Source organism: Scandinavium manionii (genome assembly GCF_024764775.1).
Lineage (GTDB): Bacteria > Pseudomonadota > Gammaproteobacteria > Enterobacterales > Enterobacteriaceae > Scandinavium > Scandinavium manionii.
Genome location: NZ_JALIGC010000038.1, coordinates 451559 through 466657, shown reverse-complemented (window position 1 = coordinate 466657; position 15099 = coordinate 451559). Strand labels below are relative to the sequence as shown.

Annotated in this window: 12 protein-coding genes and 1 tRNA gene; 4 read left to right on the top strand and 9 right to left on the bottom strand. The window is 54.7% G+C overall.

The annotated features are described in order from the left end of the window. Window positions 1–56: 56 nt before the first annotated feature. A complete protein-coding gene (crfC, locus tag MUU51_RS14075; protein ID WP_258967962.1) occupies window positions 57–2399 on the top strand; it encodes a clamp-binding protein CrfC in 2343 nt (780 codons plus the stop codon). Further along, entirely contained in the window at window positions 2399–3271 is an 873-nt protein-coding gene (locus MUU51_RS14070) for a diguanylate cyclase regulator RdcB family protein (RefSeq protein WP_159775057.1), read from the top strand. Before crfC ends, MUU51_RS14070 begins: the two co-directional genes overlap by 1 nt. Before the next feature lie 23 nt (window positions 3272–3294). Here the strand turns inward: MUU51_RS14070 and kdgT are convergent, their stop codons facing one another. After that, window positions 3295–4290, bottom strand: coding sequence for a 2-keto-3-deoxygluconate transporter (gene kdgT, locus MUU51_RS14065; RefSeq protein ID WP_159775055.1), 996 nt, complete (start codon window positions 4288–4290; stop codon window positions 3295–3297). A 743-nt stretch (window positions 4291–5033) separates the two neighbouring features. Here kdgT and proP point away from each other — a divergent pair. Beyond that, on the top strand, window positions 5034–6536 hold the full coding sequence (gene proP, locus MUU51_RS14060) for a glycine betaine/L-proline transporter ProP (protein ID WP_159775053.1): 1503 nt from the start codon (window positions 5034–5036) through the stop codon (window positions 6534–6536). A gap of 222 nt (window positions 6537–6758) precedes the next feature. Beyond that, window positions 6759–9296, top strand: a complete 2538-nt coding sequence (locus MUU51_RS14055; protein ID WP_258967961.1) for a penicillin acylase family protein — start codon at window positions 6759–6761, stop codon at window positions 9294–9296. Window positions 9297–9303: 7 nt separating this feature from the next. Here the strand turns inward: MUU51_RS14055 and MUU51_RS14050 are convergent, their stop codons facing one another. The 8 genes from MUU51_RS14050 to cutA form a co-directional block, all read right to left on the bottom strand. Then, window positions 9304–10272, bottom strand: a complete 969-nt coding sequence (locus MUU51_RS14050; protein ID WP_258967960.1) for a nickel/cobalt transporter — start codon at window positions 10270–10272, stop codon at window positions 9304–9306. A gap of 126 nt (window positions 10273–10398) precedes the next feature. Further along, complete coding sequence (cbpM, locus tag MUU51_RS14045; protein WP_258967959.1) at window positions 10399–10698, bottom strand: chaperone modulator CbpM; 300 nt, start codon at window positions 10696–10698, stop codon at window positions 10399–10401. Then, a complete protein-coding gene (cbpA, locus tag MUU51_RS14040; RefSeq protein WP_159775045.1) occupies window positions 10691–11620 on the bottom strand; it encodes a curved DNA-binding protein in 930 nt (309 codons plus the stop codon). The genes cbpM and cbpA overlap by 8 nt, the downstream gene beginning before the upstream one ends. A 121-nt stretch (window positions 11621–11741) precedes the next feature. Next, on the bottom strand, window positions 11742–11951 hold the full coding sequence (locus tag MUU51_RS14035) for an HHA domain-containing protein (RefSeq protein ID WP_110510966.1): 210 nt from the start codon (window positions 11949–11951) through the stop codon (window positions 11742–11744). Window positions 11952–12226: 275 nt separating this feature from the next. Further along, window positions 12227–12302, bottom strand: a tRNA-Phe gene (locus MUU51_RS14030). A gap of 122 nt (window positions 12303–12424) precedes the next feature. Further along, on the bottom strand, window positions 12425–13000 hold the full coding sequence (locus MUU51_RS14025; RefSeq protein ID WP_159775043.1) for a transcriptional regulator: 576 nt from the start codon (window positions 12998–13000) through the stop codon (window positions 12425–12427). A 36-nt stretch (window positions 13001–13036) separates the two neighbouring features. After that, a complete protein-coding gene (locus tag MUU51_RS14020) occupies window positions 13037–14752 on the bottom strand; it encodes a protein-disulfide reductase DsbD (protein ID WP_258967958.1) in 1716 nt (571 codons plus the stop codon). Continuing rightward, complete coding sequence (cutA, locus tag MUU51_RS14015; RefSeq protein WP_125351829.1) at window positions 14728–15051, bottom strand: divalent cation tolerance protein CutA; 324 nt, start codon at window positions 15049–15051, stop codon at window positions 14728–14730. Before cutA ends, MUU51_RS14020 begins: the two co-directional genes overlap by 25 nt. Between the last annotated feature and the right edge of the window lie 48 nt (window positions 15052–15099).

Genomic DNA, 15099 nt, shown 5'->3' with positions numbered 1-15099 from the left:
TAAAAAAGTCTGACAAATAAAAGTTATAAAATTTGCGTTAAGGGAATACTTTAACCATGTACACACAGACAATATTTGAATTGAGTCAGGAAGCTGAGCGCTTGCTGCAGCTGGCATTACGACATCTCGATACCGTGAATGGGCTTCCGGGTAATCTGCTGAGCGGTGCACAGGCAATGTCTGAGGCGCCTGGGGGCTCGCATGGCCGCAATCCGGGAAGCCATTTATTGGTGACGCAGCAGGAGACGCTGAATAACGAGCTGCGTAAAATTACTCGTCTGGAAATGGTGCTGGCGATTGTTGGCACAATGAAGGCGGGCAAATCCACCACCATTAATGCCATCGTTGGAACGGAGGTTTTGCCTAACCGCAACCGGCCGATGACCGCATTACCCACGCTTATTCGCCATACGCCGGGTCAGAAAGAACCTGGTCTTAATTTTATTCATGCTAAGCCCATTGAACGCTTAATGCATGAATTGCAGGATAAACTTCGTCGCGTCGACCGGGCTAAACTTGCGCTCAAGCTCGAAATGGATAAAGACATGAACGCCCTGCTCGAGCGTATTATCGGCGGCGTTGCTTTTGAAAAACATTATCTCGGGGCGCAACCCATATTTCAGTGTCTGAAAAGCCTGAATGATTTGGTTCGTCTTTCTCGAGCAATGGACGTCGACTTTCCCTTTGCCGATTACGCTTCCATTGAACATATTCCAGTGATTGAAGTGGAGTTCGTGCATCTCGCCGGACTGGGCGAAAACGCAGGCCAGTTGACGCTGCTGGACACGCCGGGACCGAACGAAGCCGGGCAACCGCATCTGCAAAAAATGCTTAATGAGCAGCTGGCCCGCGCCTCGGCGGTGTTGGCGGTGATGGATTACACCCAGCTCAAATCCATTTCCGATCAGGAAGTGCGCCAGGCGATTACCGCGGTGAGCAAGTCGGTACCGCTGTACGCGCTGGTGAACAAATTCGATCAGAAGGACCGAAACAGCGACGATGAGGATCAGGTGCGGGCGATGATCTCCGGCACGCTGATGAAGGGGTATATTCATCCGGGACAGATTTACCCAGTGTCATCGATGTGGGGTTATCTCGCCAATCGCGCGCGCCATGAGCTGACCCTTCACGGCAGATTACCCGACCCGCAGGAGCAGCGCTGGGTGCAGGATTTTGCCGAAGCGGCACTCGGTCGCCGTTGGCGAACCGCCGATCTGGCTGACGTGACCCACATTCGCCACGCGGCAGATTTGCTGTGGGAAGATTCGCTGTTTGAAAAACCCATCAATATGCTGCTGCACGCCGCGCACGCCAACGCCTCGCTGTTCGCACTGCGTTCCGCTTCACACAAGCTGCTGAACTACGCCCAGAGCGCCCGGGATTTCCTGGAGTTTCGCCTGCAAGGGCTGACCGTCGCCGCCGAGCAGTTGCAGGATAATATCGTTCGTCTCGAAGAAGATATGGCGCAGTGTGAGGTGCGCCAGCGGAGGGTGAGCGAAGAAATTAGCCACGAAGTGGAACAGGCTTTGGACGCTGCAGAATCGTTCATTGCCGGGCAGAAAAGTGAGATTTTAGCGCTGCTCGACAGCAGCTTTAGCGCGGACAATCTGCGGCTGATGAGCCTCGCTAACGGCGCGGATTTGCAATGGTCGCAGCATGATGACAGTGGCGAAATCGTGCTCGATGATGAGGAGCAGGCTAACCGGCTGCTCAGCATTATTCGTGCCGACTGTGAAGGCACGGTGTTTGCCTGTCAGCAAAGCATTATTCGCGAGCTGTCGTTGCGTTTTGACCAGCTCGAAACGTCGCTCAGCCGAACGCTTGATGACGCGCTGAAGCCGATTGAATCTCATGTGAAGGAAGAACTGCACCGCGCCGGGTTCCGCACGCGGATAACGCTGCCAGTGTTTCAGTCCGGTTCGCTGCAAATCACCATGCCGCAGTGGTTTAATGGGGCGATTGCCACCGAAGATCTGCCGTTGGGTAGCCAGCGCGGCGGGATGCGCGATTCCATTAGCCGCTGGCTGAACAATCCTGGCTGGGGCTGGGATGATTATGTGATGACTAAAACGCGTTACATCATTGATATGAATGCGATTAAGGAGCGTATCGTGGTGAGTATTTCGACTTTCTGCTCACAAATCCTTAAAGCTTTAGCCGCGCAAGTCGATGTCTCTGTTACGGCGGGAATGGTGACCTTCTTTGCGGAGTTTTCTCAGAGCCTCAGCGACTTGCAGAAAAATTTGCAGGAGAGTCTCTCTTTGCGCCAACAGCATCAGTCCACGGTTAACGCTCTTTGCCAGCAGCTTGCTCAGTGCCTGGCCACGGTGCGCTGGATTGAAGAGGATGCGCGCCTGTTGCGTGATGATATTCAAACCCTTTTTGCGGCTGAACAGTGATGAACACGCGATTACTGGAGGGGCCAGGCCGGATACTGGAATCTCTTCATGCCCGATTTATGGTGGATCTGGTGCTGGGTATTGAAAACCCGCGTCAGCATACGCTTGCCCCGCAACAGCAGCAGTTTCGCGAACGCCTGATGAATGAAATCGTGGCGCAAACGCAGCTGCGCCCGTGGTCGGTGGCGGGTCTGTTTAGCGATAACCCGGCTATGCGGCTCGGGTTGGCGGAAAAACTCGCCAGTCAGTTCGACCCCGGTCATCTGGCGCTGACACGCATGAGCCGTTACCTGCAACAGTTACAGAGCAAAAGCCAGAGTTCGCCAGAGCTGCGCCAGCAGTTTAGCCTGGTGAGCGAACAGTTCAGCCAGCGTGCGGAGCATAAACAGCGGGCGCTGACGCAGCGTGGATTGATGGTGGAATCCGGTTCGCACAGCGATGAAGTGTTCACCCGCTGGCACGCCGGGCAGTACGACGGCTGGTCGCTGGCCGGACGCTGTTACATTGCGCTGGAAGAGCTGCGCTGGGGCGCGTTTGGTGATGCGTGGCGGCTCGCAAACGGTGAAGTGCGCGGCTTGCTGAAAGACAGTTTGCGTTCAATGACGGCTCAGTATCTGGCGCAAGGTATCGGTGCTGCGACGGAAACGCGTCATTTTTATCATCAATGGCTGGCATCGCCGACGTCATTAGGCTTGATGGATCACAAAGAGATGTTGGCCTGGCTGGGCAGTAGCTGTGACGCGGTGCGTCAGCCAGTGTGCTGGTCAGTGACGCAAACGTGGCAGCCGGTGGCGCTGGGAATGCCGCGTCTGTGTTCTGCGACCCGGCTGGTTGATGCGATGCTGGAAGAGTTGTTTACCGACGAGGCCTGATGGCCCCGCCGGTCAGTGAACGATTAATGATGTAAGGATTCGACCGCCACGGGTTCAGGCTGCTTCGCCTGAACGTTGCCAAAGCGTTTGGCATACAGCGCGGTGATAATCGGTACCAGAATAGCCGTCACAATTACGCTCGCTGCCACCAGAGCCGTTGCCGATGCGGCAACCGGTTCGAAGGCCGGGTTAATCTGCGCGATAATTACCGGGTTCGCCACCGCAGCACCCGCTGCCGACGACGCCGCCACGCCTGCTGTACCATTCCCGCCACCAATCACGCGGTCCGCAATAATCAGTGGGATACCGGTAATGATGATTACCGCCACGCCCAGCACGATACCCAGCAGGCCGGTGTCCATAATCACGCTCAGGTTGATGGTGTTACCCAGCGCGAAGCCGAAGAACGGGATCAGCACCGGCGTCGCTTTGCTGAAGAAGGTGCGGAAATCGTGGTCGAGGTTGCCGAGGGCGAAGCCAATCAGGAACGGCAGCACTGCGCCAATAAAGTGGTGTGCTTCAAAGGAGGCGAGGCCTGCGGAACCGAGGATAACCATGGTCATCAGCGGGCCGGATTCCAGTGACATCAGCACGAATGCGCCGGATTCTTCTTTTGAGCCGTACTGATTCATCAGGCTGGCGTATAGCCCGCCGTTTGTCATGTCCATCGCTGACACCAGTGCCAGCACCGACAGCCCGGCGAAGAAGCCAGTCTGAATGCCGCCGTCCGGAATAAAGGCGGCGGCGATCATCGCTACGACCCACGCGACAGCAATTTTTGTGAGCACCAGAGTGCCGGATTTGCGCAGTACGGTGCCGGTGGCACGTAAGTCGATCGACGCCCCGATGCAGAAAAACCAAACCGCCAGGATTGGCACCGTACCGCCAATCATTCCTTTGGTGAACGAACCAAAATAATTTCCTGTATCAGGTGCGAGCGTATTTAACACAGCGCCTAATAGCAGTGGAACTAACATCATTCCACCGGGGATACGTTCAATCGTGGCTTTGATTTTCATTTTCTATCCTCGCTTCCCACAGCGCTCCGCGCTGGGAAGACATAAAAGAATGCGGTTCAACAAATTGACTAACGGTTTTTTAGGTATCTGTTTGTTTATGTGAGCAAAATTAAGCAGAGGTAGCCTGGTTGTTTTCTCTTCATCAGCGGCGGGCTGATTCGCTGAGGCTATAATGCGATCAATGGAATGTTGATTCAATGAAAATAAAACAGTGTTTTGGTTATTCTGATCACATATTTAAAGGAAAGAGTGGCGAGGCTTTAAATAATCAATTGGGTGTGAATTGGATGTAAAGAATTGTCGACAATAAACCGTTAGCAAATAAATAATTACCAGGCTTATTTTTGGTTAATTGGCTGGCGTGATTGGCATTTTTCTTATGGCTGAGGAGAATCTGGATTAAGAATGTACTTAGCACAAATATGAACTTATTGACGTTTCATGAATCAACTTAACAGTAAGCATTATTTTCCGTGAAGTTGATCACACATATAAACACTGTTAGGGTAAGAAAGGAAAGTACGGAAAATATCACTCTACTTTGAGGGTTTGGTCAGAATCTTTTACTGCCAGAGCAGGCGTCAACAGGTTCGGTTGTACAGGCTGTGAGCAGCCAGTGTAAGTAAACCTGCTACGCTTGAAATGAGGAGCACAGCAATTCGCCGCTCCCTAACCGCACACAAGCGAACCTTCGTGTTTGCCTCCCCCTGCGTGCGCTCACGGCGATAGTTAACGAGGACAACATGCTAAAAAGGAAAAAAGTTAAGCCGATCACGCTACGTGATGTCACCATCATCGACGACAGTAAGCTGCGCAAAGCGATTACCGCTGCGTCGCTCGGTAACGCGATGGAATGGTTTGACTTCGGTGTCTACGGTTTTGTGGCCTACGCTCTTGGTAAGGTCTTCTTCCCGGACGCTAACCCTAGCGTTCAGATGATTGCTGCTTTGGGGACCTTCTCTGTTCCCTTCCTGATCCGTCCACTGGGTGGCCTGTTCTTCGGGATGCTCGGCGATAAATACGGTCGTCAGAAAATACTCTCTATAACCATCATTATTATGTCGATCAGTACATTCTGTATTGGTCTGATACCCGGGTATGCCACCATTGGTATTTGGGCCCCGATTCTGCTGCTGTTGTGTAAGATGGCGCAGGGCTTCTCGGTCGGCGGGGAATACACCGGCGCGTCTATCTTCGTTGCGGAATATTCTCCGGACCGTAAGCGCGGCTTTATGGGCAGCTGGCTCGATTTCGGGTCGATTGCGGGCTTCGTGCTCGGTGCGGGCCTGGTGGTACTGATTTCCACCATTGTCGGCGAGGACAACTTCCTCGAGTGGGGCTGGCGTCTGCCGTTCTTCCTGGCGCTGCCGTTAGGCATTATCGGCCTGTATCTGCGACATGCTCTGGAAGAGACGCCTGCGTTCCAGCAACACGTTGAGAAACTGGAGCAGGGCGACCGCCAGGGTCTGCAGGACGGTCCGAAAGTGTCGTTCAAAGAGATTGCGACCAAACACTGGCGCGCGCTGCTGGTCTGCGTTGGGATGGTGATTTCAACCAACGTCACCTACTACATGCTCCTGACCTACATGCCAAGCTACCTGTCGCATAACCTGCATTATTCAGAAGACCACGGCGTGCTGATCATCATCGCTATCATGGTCGGTATGCTGTTTGTTCAGCCGATTATCGGGATGCTGAGCGACCGCTTTGGTCGTCGTCCGTTTGTCCTGGTCGGTAGCGTGCTGCTGTTCCTGTGCGCAATCCCAGCGTTCATCATGATTAACAGCGATGTGGTTGCCCTGATTTTCGCCGGGCTGCTGCTGCTGGCGGTGATCCTGAACTGCTTTATCGGCGTGATGGCGTCGTCGCTGCCGGCGATGTTCCCGACGCATATTCGATACAGTGCGCTGGCCAGTGCGTTTAACATTTCGGTGCTGGTTGCCGGTCTGACGCCAACGCTTGCCGCGTGGCTGGTGGAATATACGCAGGATCTGATGATGCCAGCGTACTACCTGATGGTGGTTGCGGTTATCGGTCTGCTGACCGGTATTACCATGAAAGAAACCGCTAATCAGCCGCTGAAAGGTGCGACGCCAGCGGCGTCTGATATCCATGAAGCGAAAGAAATTCTGCAAGAGCACCACGACAATATCGAACATAAAATTGAAGATATTGATGCAGAAATTGAAGCGTTGCAGGAAAAACGTACCCGTCTGGTCGATCAGCACCCGCGTATCAACGAGTAAGTTTTCAGCGTGACGTCTACGAAAACGCCTCCCATTGGGAGGCGTTTTTTTATGCCTGTAGTTCACCGTTATTTGTGATTCAAAATTTCCAACACACATCAAAAAATGAATCAAATTTAGTTAGCATCCTCACAATTCCTCTGCAAAGTGGCTTTTGATTCTGGATAAGGCAAGGTTTTTTGCCAGGATCAAACCGCGTTAACTCATCTGCAAGAGGATTCAATGAATAATAAAAATCATAAAATAGTGAACTGTTTTACAGGGATTGTGCTGAGTGTCAGCGGATCCTGTGCCCTGGCTGCCACAACGGCAACGGAAGTCAAAATTGTACGCGACGGCTACGGCGTGCCACACATCTACGCCAACGACGCGCGTCGTCTGTTCTACGGTTACGGCTACGTGGTGGCGCAAGACCGGCTGTTCCAGATGGAGATGGCCCGGCGCAGCACGCAGGGAACGGTAAGTGAAGTGTTGGGCAAAAAGTATCTCGATTTCGATAAGGACATTCGCACCAACTACTGGCCCGCGTCCATTCAGGCACAGATTGATGCCCTGCCTGAGAAAGAGAAAGCCATTCTGGAAGGGTACGCTGAGGGGATGAATGCGTGGATCGATAAGGTCAATGCGCAGCCCGGGACGCTAATGCCGCAGCAGTTTACCGAGCTGGGGTTTATGCCTAAACACTGGCGCGCGTTTGATGTGGCGATGGTGTTTGTCGGCACTATGGCGAACCGTTTCTCTGACAGCTCCAGCGAGATTGATAACCTGGCGCTGCTGACCGCGCTGCGGGATAAGTACGGCATCGAGAAAGGTATGGGCGTGTTTAATCAGCTGAAATGGCTGGTGAACCCGGCGGCGTCGACCACCATTGACGCCAAAGAGGGGAAGTATCCGTTGCGACTGAGCGCCGAGGCGAAGCAGCTCGCGATGCAGCTACCGCGTTATGACCTCCCGGCACCGATGTTTGAGCGGCTGGCCAAAGGGGACGACGGCGCGCTGCTGGCGTTATCACCCCAGCACAACCGAGAGACGGTTGCGGCGCAGTTTGCCCGCAGCGGAGCCAACGGGCTGGCGGGATATCCTACGACCAGCAACATGTGGGTGATCGGCAAAGCGAAAGCCAAGGACGCCAACGCGATAATGGTTAACGGCCCGCAGTTTGGCTGGTATGCCCCGGCATACACTTACGGCATCGGCCTGCACGGTGCGGGCTATGACGTCACCGGCAACACGCCTTTCGCCTATCCGGGTCTGGTGTTTGGCCATAACGGCCATATTTCCTGGGGCGCCACTGCGGGCTTCGGCGACGATGTCGATATCTTCGCTGAGAAGCTTGATGCCGCGCGTCCTGGCGAATATTTCCACAACGGCCAGTGGCAGAAAATGCAGCGCCGGGATGAAACGATTGCGGTGAAAGGGGAGCCGCCTGTCGACTTTACGGTTTGGCGAACCCTTCATGGCAACGTTATCAAAACCGACAATACGACGCACACCGCCTATGCGAAAGCGCGGGCCTGGGACGGAAAAGAGGTGGCTTCGTTACTGGCGTGGACGCACCAGATGCAGGCCAGGGATTGGACGGAGTGGAAACAGCAGGCCGCGCAGCAGGCGCTGACTATCAACTGGTACTACGCCGATATGCAGGGCAATATCGGGTATGTTCATTCCGGCGCTTACCCACAACGTCAGCCGCAGCACGATCCGCGTCTGCCGGTTCCCGGAACCGGGCAGTGGGACTGGAAAGGGATTTTGCCGTTCAGCAACAATCCGCAGGTGTATAACCCGGCGTCAGGATACATCGCCAACTGGAACAACTCGCCGCAAGAGGGTTATATCGCCTCCGATTTGTTCGCGTTTCTGTGGGGCGGCGCAGACCGGGTGGATGAGATTAAACGTCTGATCGACAAACAGCTGACCTTAACCCGCGAGCAGGCCTGGGACATCATTCGCCATACCAGTCGTCAGGATCTGAATTTACGCCTGTTCTTACCGGCAATGCAGACCGCGGTGAAAGGGCTTCCGGCCAACGATCCACGCCTGTTGCTGGTGAATACGTTAGCGGCCTGGGACGGCCAGAATGCGCTGAACAGCGATGGAAAAACCTGGGCTCAGCCGGGGTCTGAAATCCTCAATGTCTGGCTGACCAGCATGTTAAAACAGACGGTTGCCGCCGCCGTGCCGGCGCCATTCAACAGCTGGTACACCGCCAGTGGTTATGAGACGACTCAGGACGGCCCGACCGGCTCGCTGAACATTAGCGTGGGGGCGAAAATTCTGTACGAAGCTCTGCAAGGGTCGAAAAGCCCGGTGCCGCAGGCGGTGGATCTGTTCGGCGGCAAGCCTTCGCAGCAGGTGATTCTGGCCGCGTTAGGGGAAAGCTGGCAGACGCTGTCGCAGCGCTACGGCACCGACATCACCCAATGGCAAACCCCGGCTATGCATTTAACCTTCCGCGCGAATAACTTCTTTGGCGTGCCACAGGCGTTGCCGAAAGAGGCGCGCCATCAGGCTGAGTATCAAAATCGGGGCACGGAGAATGACATGATTGTCTTCTCGCCGAAGGAAAAACCGGACAGCGTGCTGGCGTGGGATGTCGTTGCGCCCGGCCAGAGCGGTTTCATCGCTCCGGACGGCACGCCTGCGAAACACTACAACGATCAGCTGAGCCTGTATCAAACCTTTGGTCGCAAGCCGCTGTGGTTAAGTGCGCAGGAGGTCCATACGCACCGTGAATCTGAGGAGGTTATTCAGGTTCCTTAAGGCGAACTCAGCAACCGGCGGCGATATAGTCGCCGTTTGCGCTGATCGGAATCACGGTCAGGAACAGCACTACCGCGAACAGAATAATCAGCACTCCGCCGATGATTTTCACCGTCGGGACCAGCCAGCGCATCTGTTCGGAACCTTCACCAAACCACGCCACCGTCCGCTCGCGTGCGTAACGTACCGCCAGCGATAACCCGAGAATGGAGAGCGCGGTGCCGAGCGCCATCGACATTACCGCCGCAATTCCCCAACTGACGATACCGAGGGCGTTGGAGAACAGTAAAATCATGATCGCCCCGCTGCACGGCCGCGCCCCGATGGCAATCACAATGCCTGCGCGGGTTTTCCAGTCGGCATGGGTGATATCGGCCCCCACGCCGTGATGCCCGCAGCCGCAGTCGGCGCCATGGTCATGTCCGTCATTGGACAGGGGTTTAATGCGACGAATGCTGAAGGTTTTCGGCTGCAGGCTTTTCAGGGTCTGCCAAATCACAAACATGCCGAAGCTGCCTATCAGCACCGCACTGATTTTCTCAATGTACCAGCGGCTTTCACTGAGATCGCCCGACGCCAGATTCATCCCGACGGCGAGCACAAAGACGAACACTATGGCGCTGATGCCCTGCATCAGGCTACCGAGGAAAGGCACTACCCGTGAGGCCAGCTGACTTTCCTGATGCGTACTGAGATAGGTCGTGACAATAAATTTGCCATGACCCGGCCCGATGGCGTGCAGCACCCCGTAAAGAAACGCCCCGGCTAACAGCCACAGTCCACCGGTGTACTGATGGTTATTGAGCTGCAGCAGGTACATCACCAGATAGCGATGCAGCGTGATTTGCGTCGCGAGGCACCATTGCAGGAAGGCAGCCCAATGGGTGTGGAGCTGAAAGGTAAAGGCCAGTATCACCGCGACGAGGATAGCAGCGGTGGGAATTCGCCAGTCGCGTTTAAGAACGGATGTTGTCATGGGGAAATAATGTCGGTAAAGAACGCATGCAGACATTATAAGAGGCGCTGGCTAAGAAGGGTAATCGAAAGGGCCAGCCCGCAGGCTGGCTTTGTGTCAAATGATTACACCCGTCGATGTCTGGGGCTAGTTGATAAAGCGTTGTAGCCGCTGAAGCAGCAGCCTGTTTTCCAGTCTCAGGCGCTCGTTTTCATCGAGCAGGGTCAGCGTGACGGCGATACCAGGCCAGTCGAGCGCCAGTTCACGCCGAAGACGTAGCGCGCGATGGACGATGGTGACGGCACGATCGTCAAACAGCCAGTGCGCATCGGGGCTTTCGTCGGGCTGGATGACGCCCAGGCCGACTATCTCATCCAGCTCCTCTTCGGAGACGCCGGTATGCAGACAAAATTCGGTGACGGTCAGGGTGAAAGTGACATTAGCCATGATTTTTACCCCACTGTTGGCGAGGATTGAAGGTGGTTTGTGCCTCAGCTAACTGCTGCCACAGGGCGCTGGTTTTCTCATCTGTTTTCGGTGGCATGACGATTTTAATCACCGCAAACAGATCGCCGGTGTGCTGCTTATTCACCAGGCCTTTGCCTTTGATTCGCAGTCGTTGCCCGGCCTGACAGCCCGCCGGAATGGTCAGTAAAATCGGCTCTTTCAGCGTCGGGACCTTCACTTTTGCCCCCAGCGCGGCTTCCCATGGGGCGAGCGGCAGCACAATTTCCAGATGATGTCCGACGATATCAAACAGCGGATGTGGCGCGATGCGGATGATGAGCCACAGATCTCCCGCAGGCCCACCGTTCTCGCCCGGCGTGCCCTGGCCTTTCAGACGAATGCGCTGCCCGTCACCAACGCCGGCCGGGATTTTAACGTTGAGTGATTTGGGGATTTCTTTCTCAACCATCCCGAAAACGTTGTAAAGCGGCAGCGTGTAGTTGATAGGGCGGGTGTGGGCTTCGAGCGTTTCTTCGAGGAAAACGGCGACTTCAATTTCGACGTCATGGCCACGGGCAGAATGTTGCTGACGCGATTGCTGCGCGTGCTGGCCAAAAATGGAGGAAAAGATATCGTCGAACTCTTCCTGGCTGTAGGTTTGTTGTTGCGAATCAGACTGTGCCTGCTGACGGAACGGCGGGTCGTTGCGGTGTTGCCAGAGGGTGTCATATTCAGTGCGACGCTGTTCGTCGCTCAGCACTTCCCAAGCCTGCGCAATGTCTTTAAAGCGGGCTTCGGCATCGGGTTCTTTACTGACATCAGGATGGTACTTGCGGGCAAGACGACGATATGCGGTCTTAATGGTCTTGAGATCGTCCGTCGGCTTCACGCCCATAATGGCGTAATAATCCTTTAATTCCATAGCATTATCTCTTGTGAATCACACGAACAGAACGGGTTTCCCTAATAACTCACCTTTGTAAGTGTAGGGTAACCCCGGTGATTCGCCCGGAGAAAATGCAGCGGAATAAAGAACGCAGGACTTAATACTTGCGAGGGGCTTTCAATTCACCAAAGTCGTCGTTCAGGCTGAACTGATAATCACACAGTTCTGCCCGGCGCTTATCGGCGGCTTTCTGGAATGCAGCCATATATTCCGGTTCAATACTGTTTTCAATGCGGGCAACAATTTTTTCGAGCATCTGCTCTTCGTTCACATTTCGAAGTCGTTTCAGGTAGTTCTCAACGGTCATAGTGCAGCCTTCCGGTATCCGGTGGTTAATTTATCGACGCGTACAGCGTCAATAGTACACTGTTTAGACAATTATTGTTTGTTCAATTGCTACCTGAATGGGCTCAATTTGGATGAAATGTTCATGGAAAAGCCTGCAACCACCTTAATCAGGACGGTTTCTGTTCATGATTGAATGGTGTCGAGGGAGTGCATTTTATTGTTTAGAGAGGGATGTCACGAAATATTGATACGCAGAAAAGCAAAAACCCGCCATAGGCGGGTTCTTTAGAATAGTGGTGCCCGGACTCGGAATCGAACCAAGGACACGGGGATTTTCAATCCCCTGCTCTACCGACTGAGCTATCCGGGCAACGGGGCGCATTAAACCTTAATCAGCGTTGTCCGTCAACCCAAATCACGGAAATCTGGTGCGTTTGCTTAACATTGCGGCAGCTTGCGCAAATTATCTACGATTGACGTGAACGACACGCATCAGGTCAGTGCGCCACCCGAACGGCACTGGGCAAAGCGTAAAATATCTTCGGCCAGTCGCTGCGCGGTATCGACATCCTGTTGGCTGCGTTTTACCAGTAAACGGCTCAGGCACCCTTCAAGCACCAGTTCCATTTGCTGCGCCACCATTGCAGGATCATCGACTTCCAGCTTCGTCAGTAGCTCATGGCTGAATTCGTAGGCAGCACGTTTTTGCAGATCCGCAAGCTGATGAATGGGGTGCTCGGGATCCGGATAAAATGTACACGCCGCGATGAACAGGCAGCCGGGATAGCGGTTATTGCTGACACACTCCGTCAATGCGCTGTAGCGGGCCAGCAGCTTTTGCTCGCTGCTGAGCTCCTCATTGAGCATTAACTGTCGGCGCCAGATATCCACCTGCTGGCTGAGATAGCGCAGCACGTCATACAACAGCGCTTCTTTGTCGGGCCAGAAACGTTGCAGATCATCAAGCGGGAGGTTCACCTCTTTGGCCACCATTTCCAGCGTTGTGTCGGCAATCCCTTTAATCTCAAGCAATTGCAGGGCTTTCCCCAATACGTCTTCGCGTTGCACGGCTTTATCCTCCGTTTATCCCTTTAAAAGTGTCGTTTACCGGACCAGATTCTGCAAATGCGCCTGAAACGCGGCGGCATCCATAAATCCGGCAACCCGCATGGCTGGGATCTCTTTACCTGCGGAATCAAAAAACAGAATGGTCGGCAGACCCGGAACTTGCAACTGTTTCAGCAGCTCCGCATCTTGCGCTGTGTTGCGCGTCACGTCGGCCTGCAGTAAAACGCTGTTTTTCAGCGCCTGCTGAACCTGCGGATCGCTAAAGGTGTATTTCTCGAACTCTTTGCAGGCAACGCACCAGTCGGCGTACAGGTCTAGCATAACCGGTTTGCCGTTAGCCTGCGCCAGCGCCTGATTCAGTTCATCCACGTTAGCGATACGCGTGAAGTTTAAATGCGCCTGCTGTTGCGTTGGCACTGCGCCAAATGCCCAATCCTGGAGCGGGCGCGCACTGACCAGCGCCGCGGCCAGCAGTATGATTTGTATCACTCGCATCCACGGTTTGCTCGTCGTCAGGCTGGCGATAAACGCCCAGCTGAAGAAGGCAACACCAAGTATCGACCACAGTCGAAGTCCCCATGTGTCGCCAATAATACGTTCGAGCAGGAACACGGGCAGTGCGAGGATCACGAAGCCAAAGGCGATTTTAACCTGCGCCATCCACGGCCCACTTTTCGGTAGCAGCCGGTTGCCAAAGACGGTGACCAGAATCAGCGGTAATCCCATTCCCAATGCGTACAGGTACAGCGTGCCGCCGCCCAACCACAGATTTCCGCTTTGGGCGATGTACAGCAGAATGGCGCTCAGTGGCGCAGTAGTGCAGGGGGAACAAATCAGCCCGGCGATGGCACCCATCGCAAATACGCCGCCCGCAGAGCCGCCCTGTTGGCGATTACTCATCAGCGTCAGGCGCGTTTGCAGCGAAGAGGGGAGCTGCAGACTGAACAGGCCGAACATCGACAACGCCAGCAGAATAAACACCGCTGACAGGCCAATCAGCACGTAAGGATGCTGGAGCGCAGCCTGAAACTTCAGCCCGGCAGCCGCAACTACCAGGCCCAGTGCGGTATAGGTCAGCGCCATGCCCTGTACATAGATAAACGCCAGCAACAACGCGCGGCCCGTGGACAGACGCTGTTGTCCGCCAAGCACGATACCGGAAATCAGCGGATACATCGGCAACACGCAGGGCGTAAAGGCGATACCAATGCCAATCAACAGCGCCCACAGTGCCGAGAACGGCAATGTAGAGGGCGGCTCGCTGGCGGGGGGATTCACCTGCGCTGCAGGCGGGGTCACTGATTCAGACGTAGCCTTGGCCGGGGCGATAACCTCACTCAGAGGCACCACTTTAGTTTCAGGTGGATAACAGAATCCAGCTTCGGCGCAGCCCTGATAGGTGACCGTTAACGTCGCGCCTTTACTGGCCTGGTTGATAGTGACCGGAAGCGTGAGCTGATGGCGGTAGATTTCACTTTTGCCAAAGAACTCATCTTCATGCCATTCGCCCTTGGGCAGCTGTAGCGGGTCGACGGAGGCCTGGGCTGGCGTGATGCTCACCTGTTTTCGATACAGATAATAGCCGTCTTTTATCTGCCAGCTCAGATTTAGGTCGTGGGCGTTCTGCTGGAAATCAAACGCAAATGCCTGATCAGCAGGAATGAAATTGGAGCGGCCGGGAGCGTCAAATAACCCGGCAAAGGCCGATGTGCTGCACAGCAGCAGGATCAGCGTAATGAATCGTTGAGCCATGAGAGGTAAGCGTTGTCTCCGTGGGACACGGGTAAAACCAGCAATTCTGGCGTTTGATACGGGTGATGTGACTTCAGGCAGTCCAGGAGTTCCTGCTGATGCGCCGTGTCTGATTTCAGCAGCATCTGCACTTCGTACTCCTGTTCGAGCTTGCCTTCCCAGTAGTAGAGCGACGTGGCATTGGGCATGAGCGTGACACATGCTGCGAGCTTTTCAGCCAGCACTTTGGCGGCCAGGTCCTGGGCCGTAGCTTCATCCGGGGCGGTACAGAGCACAACAACTGCGGTGGGCAGGGTCATCGTCAACCTCGTATCGGCGAAAAAAGGCACTATAGCACGATGCGGGGC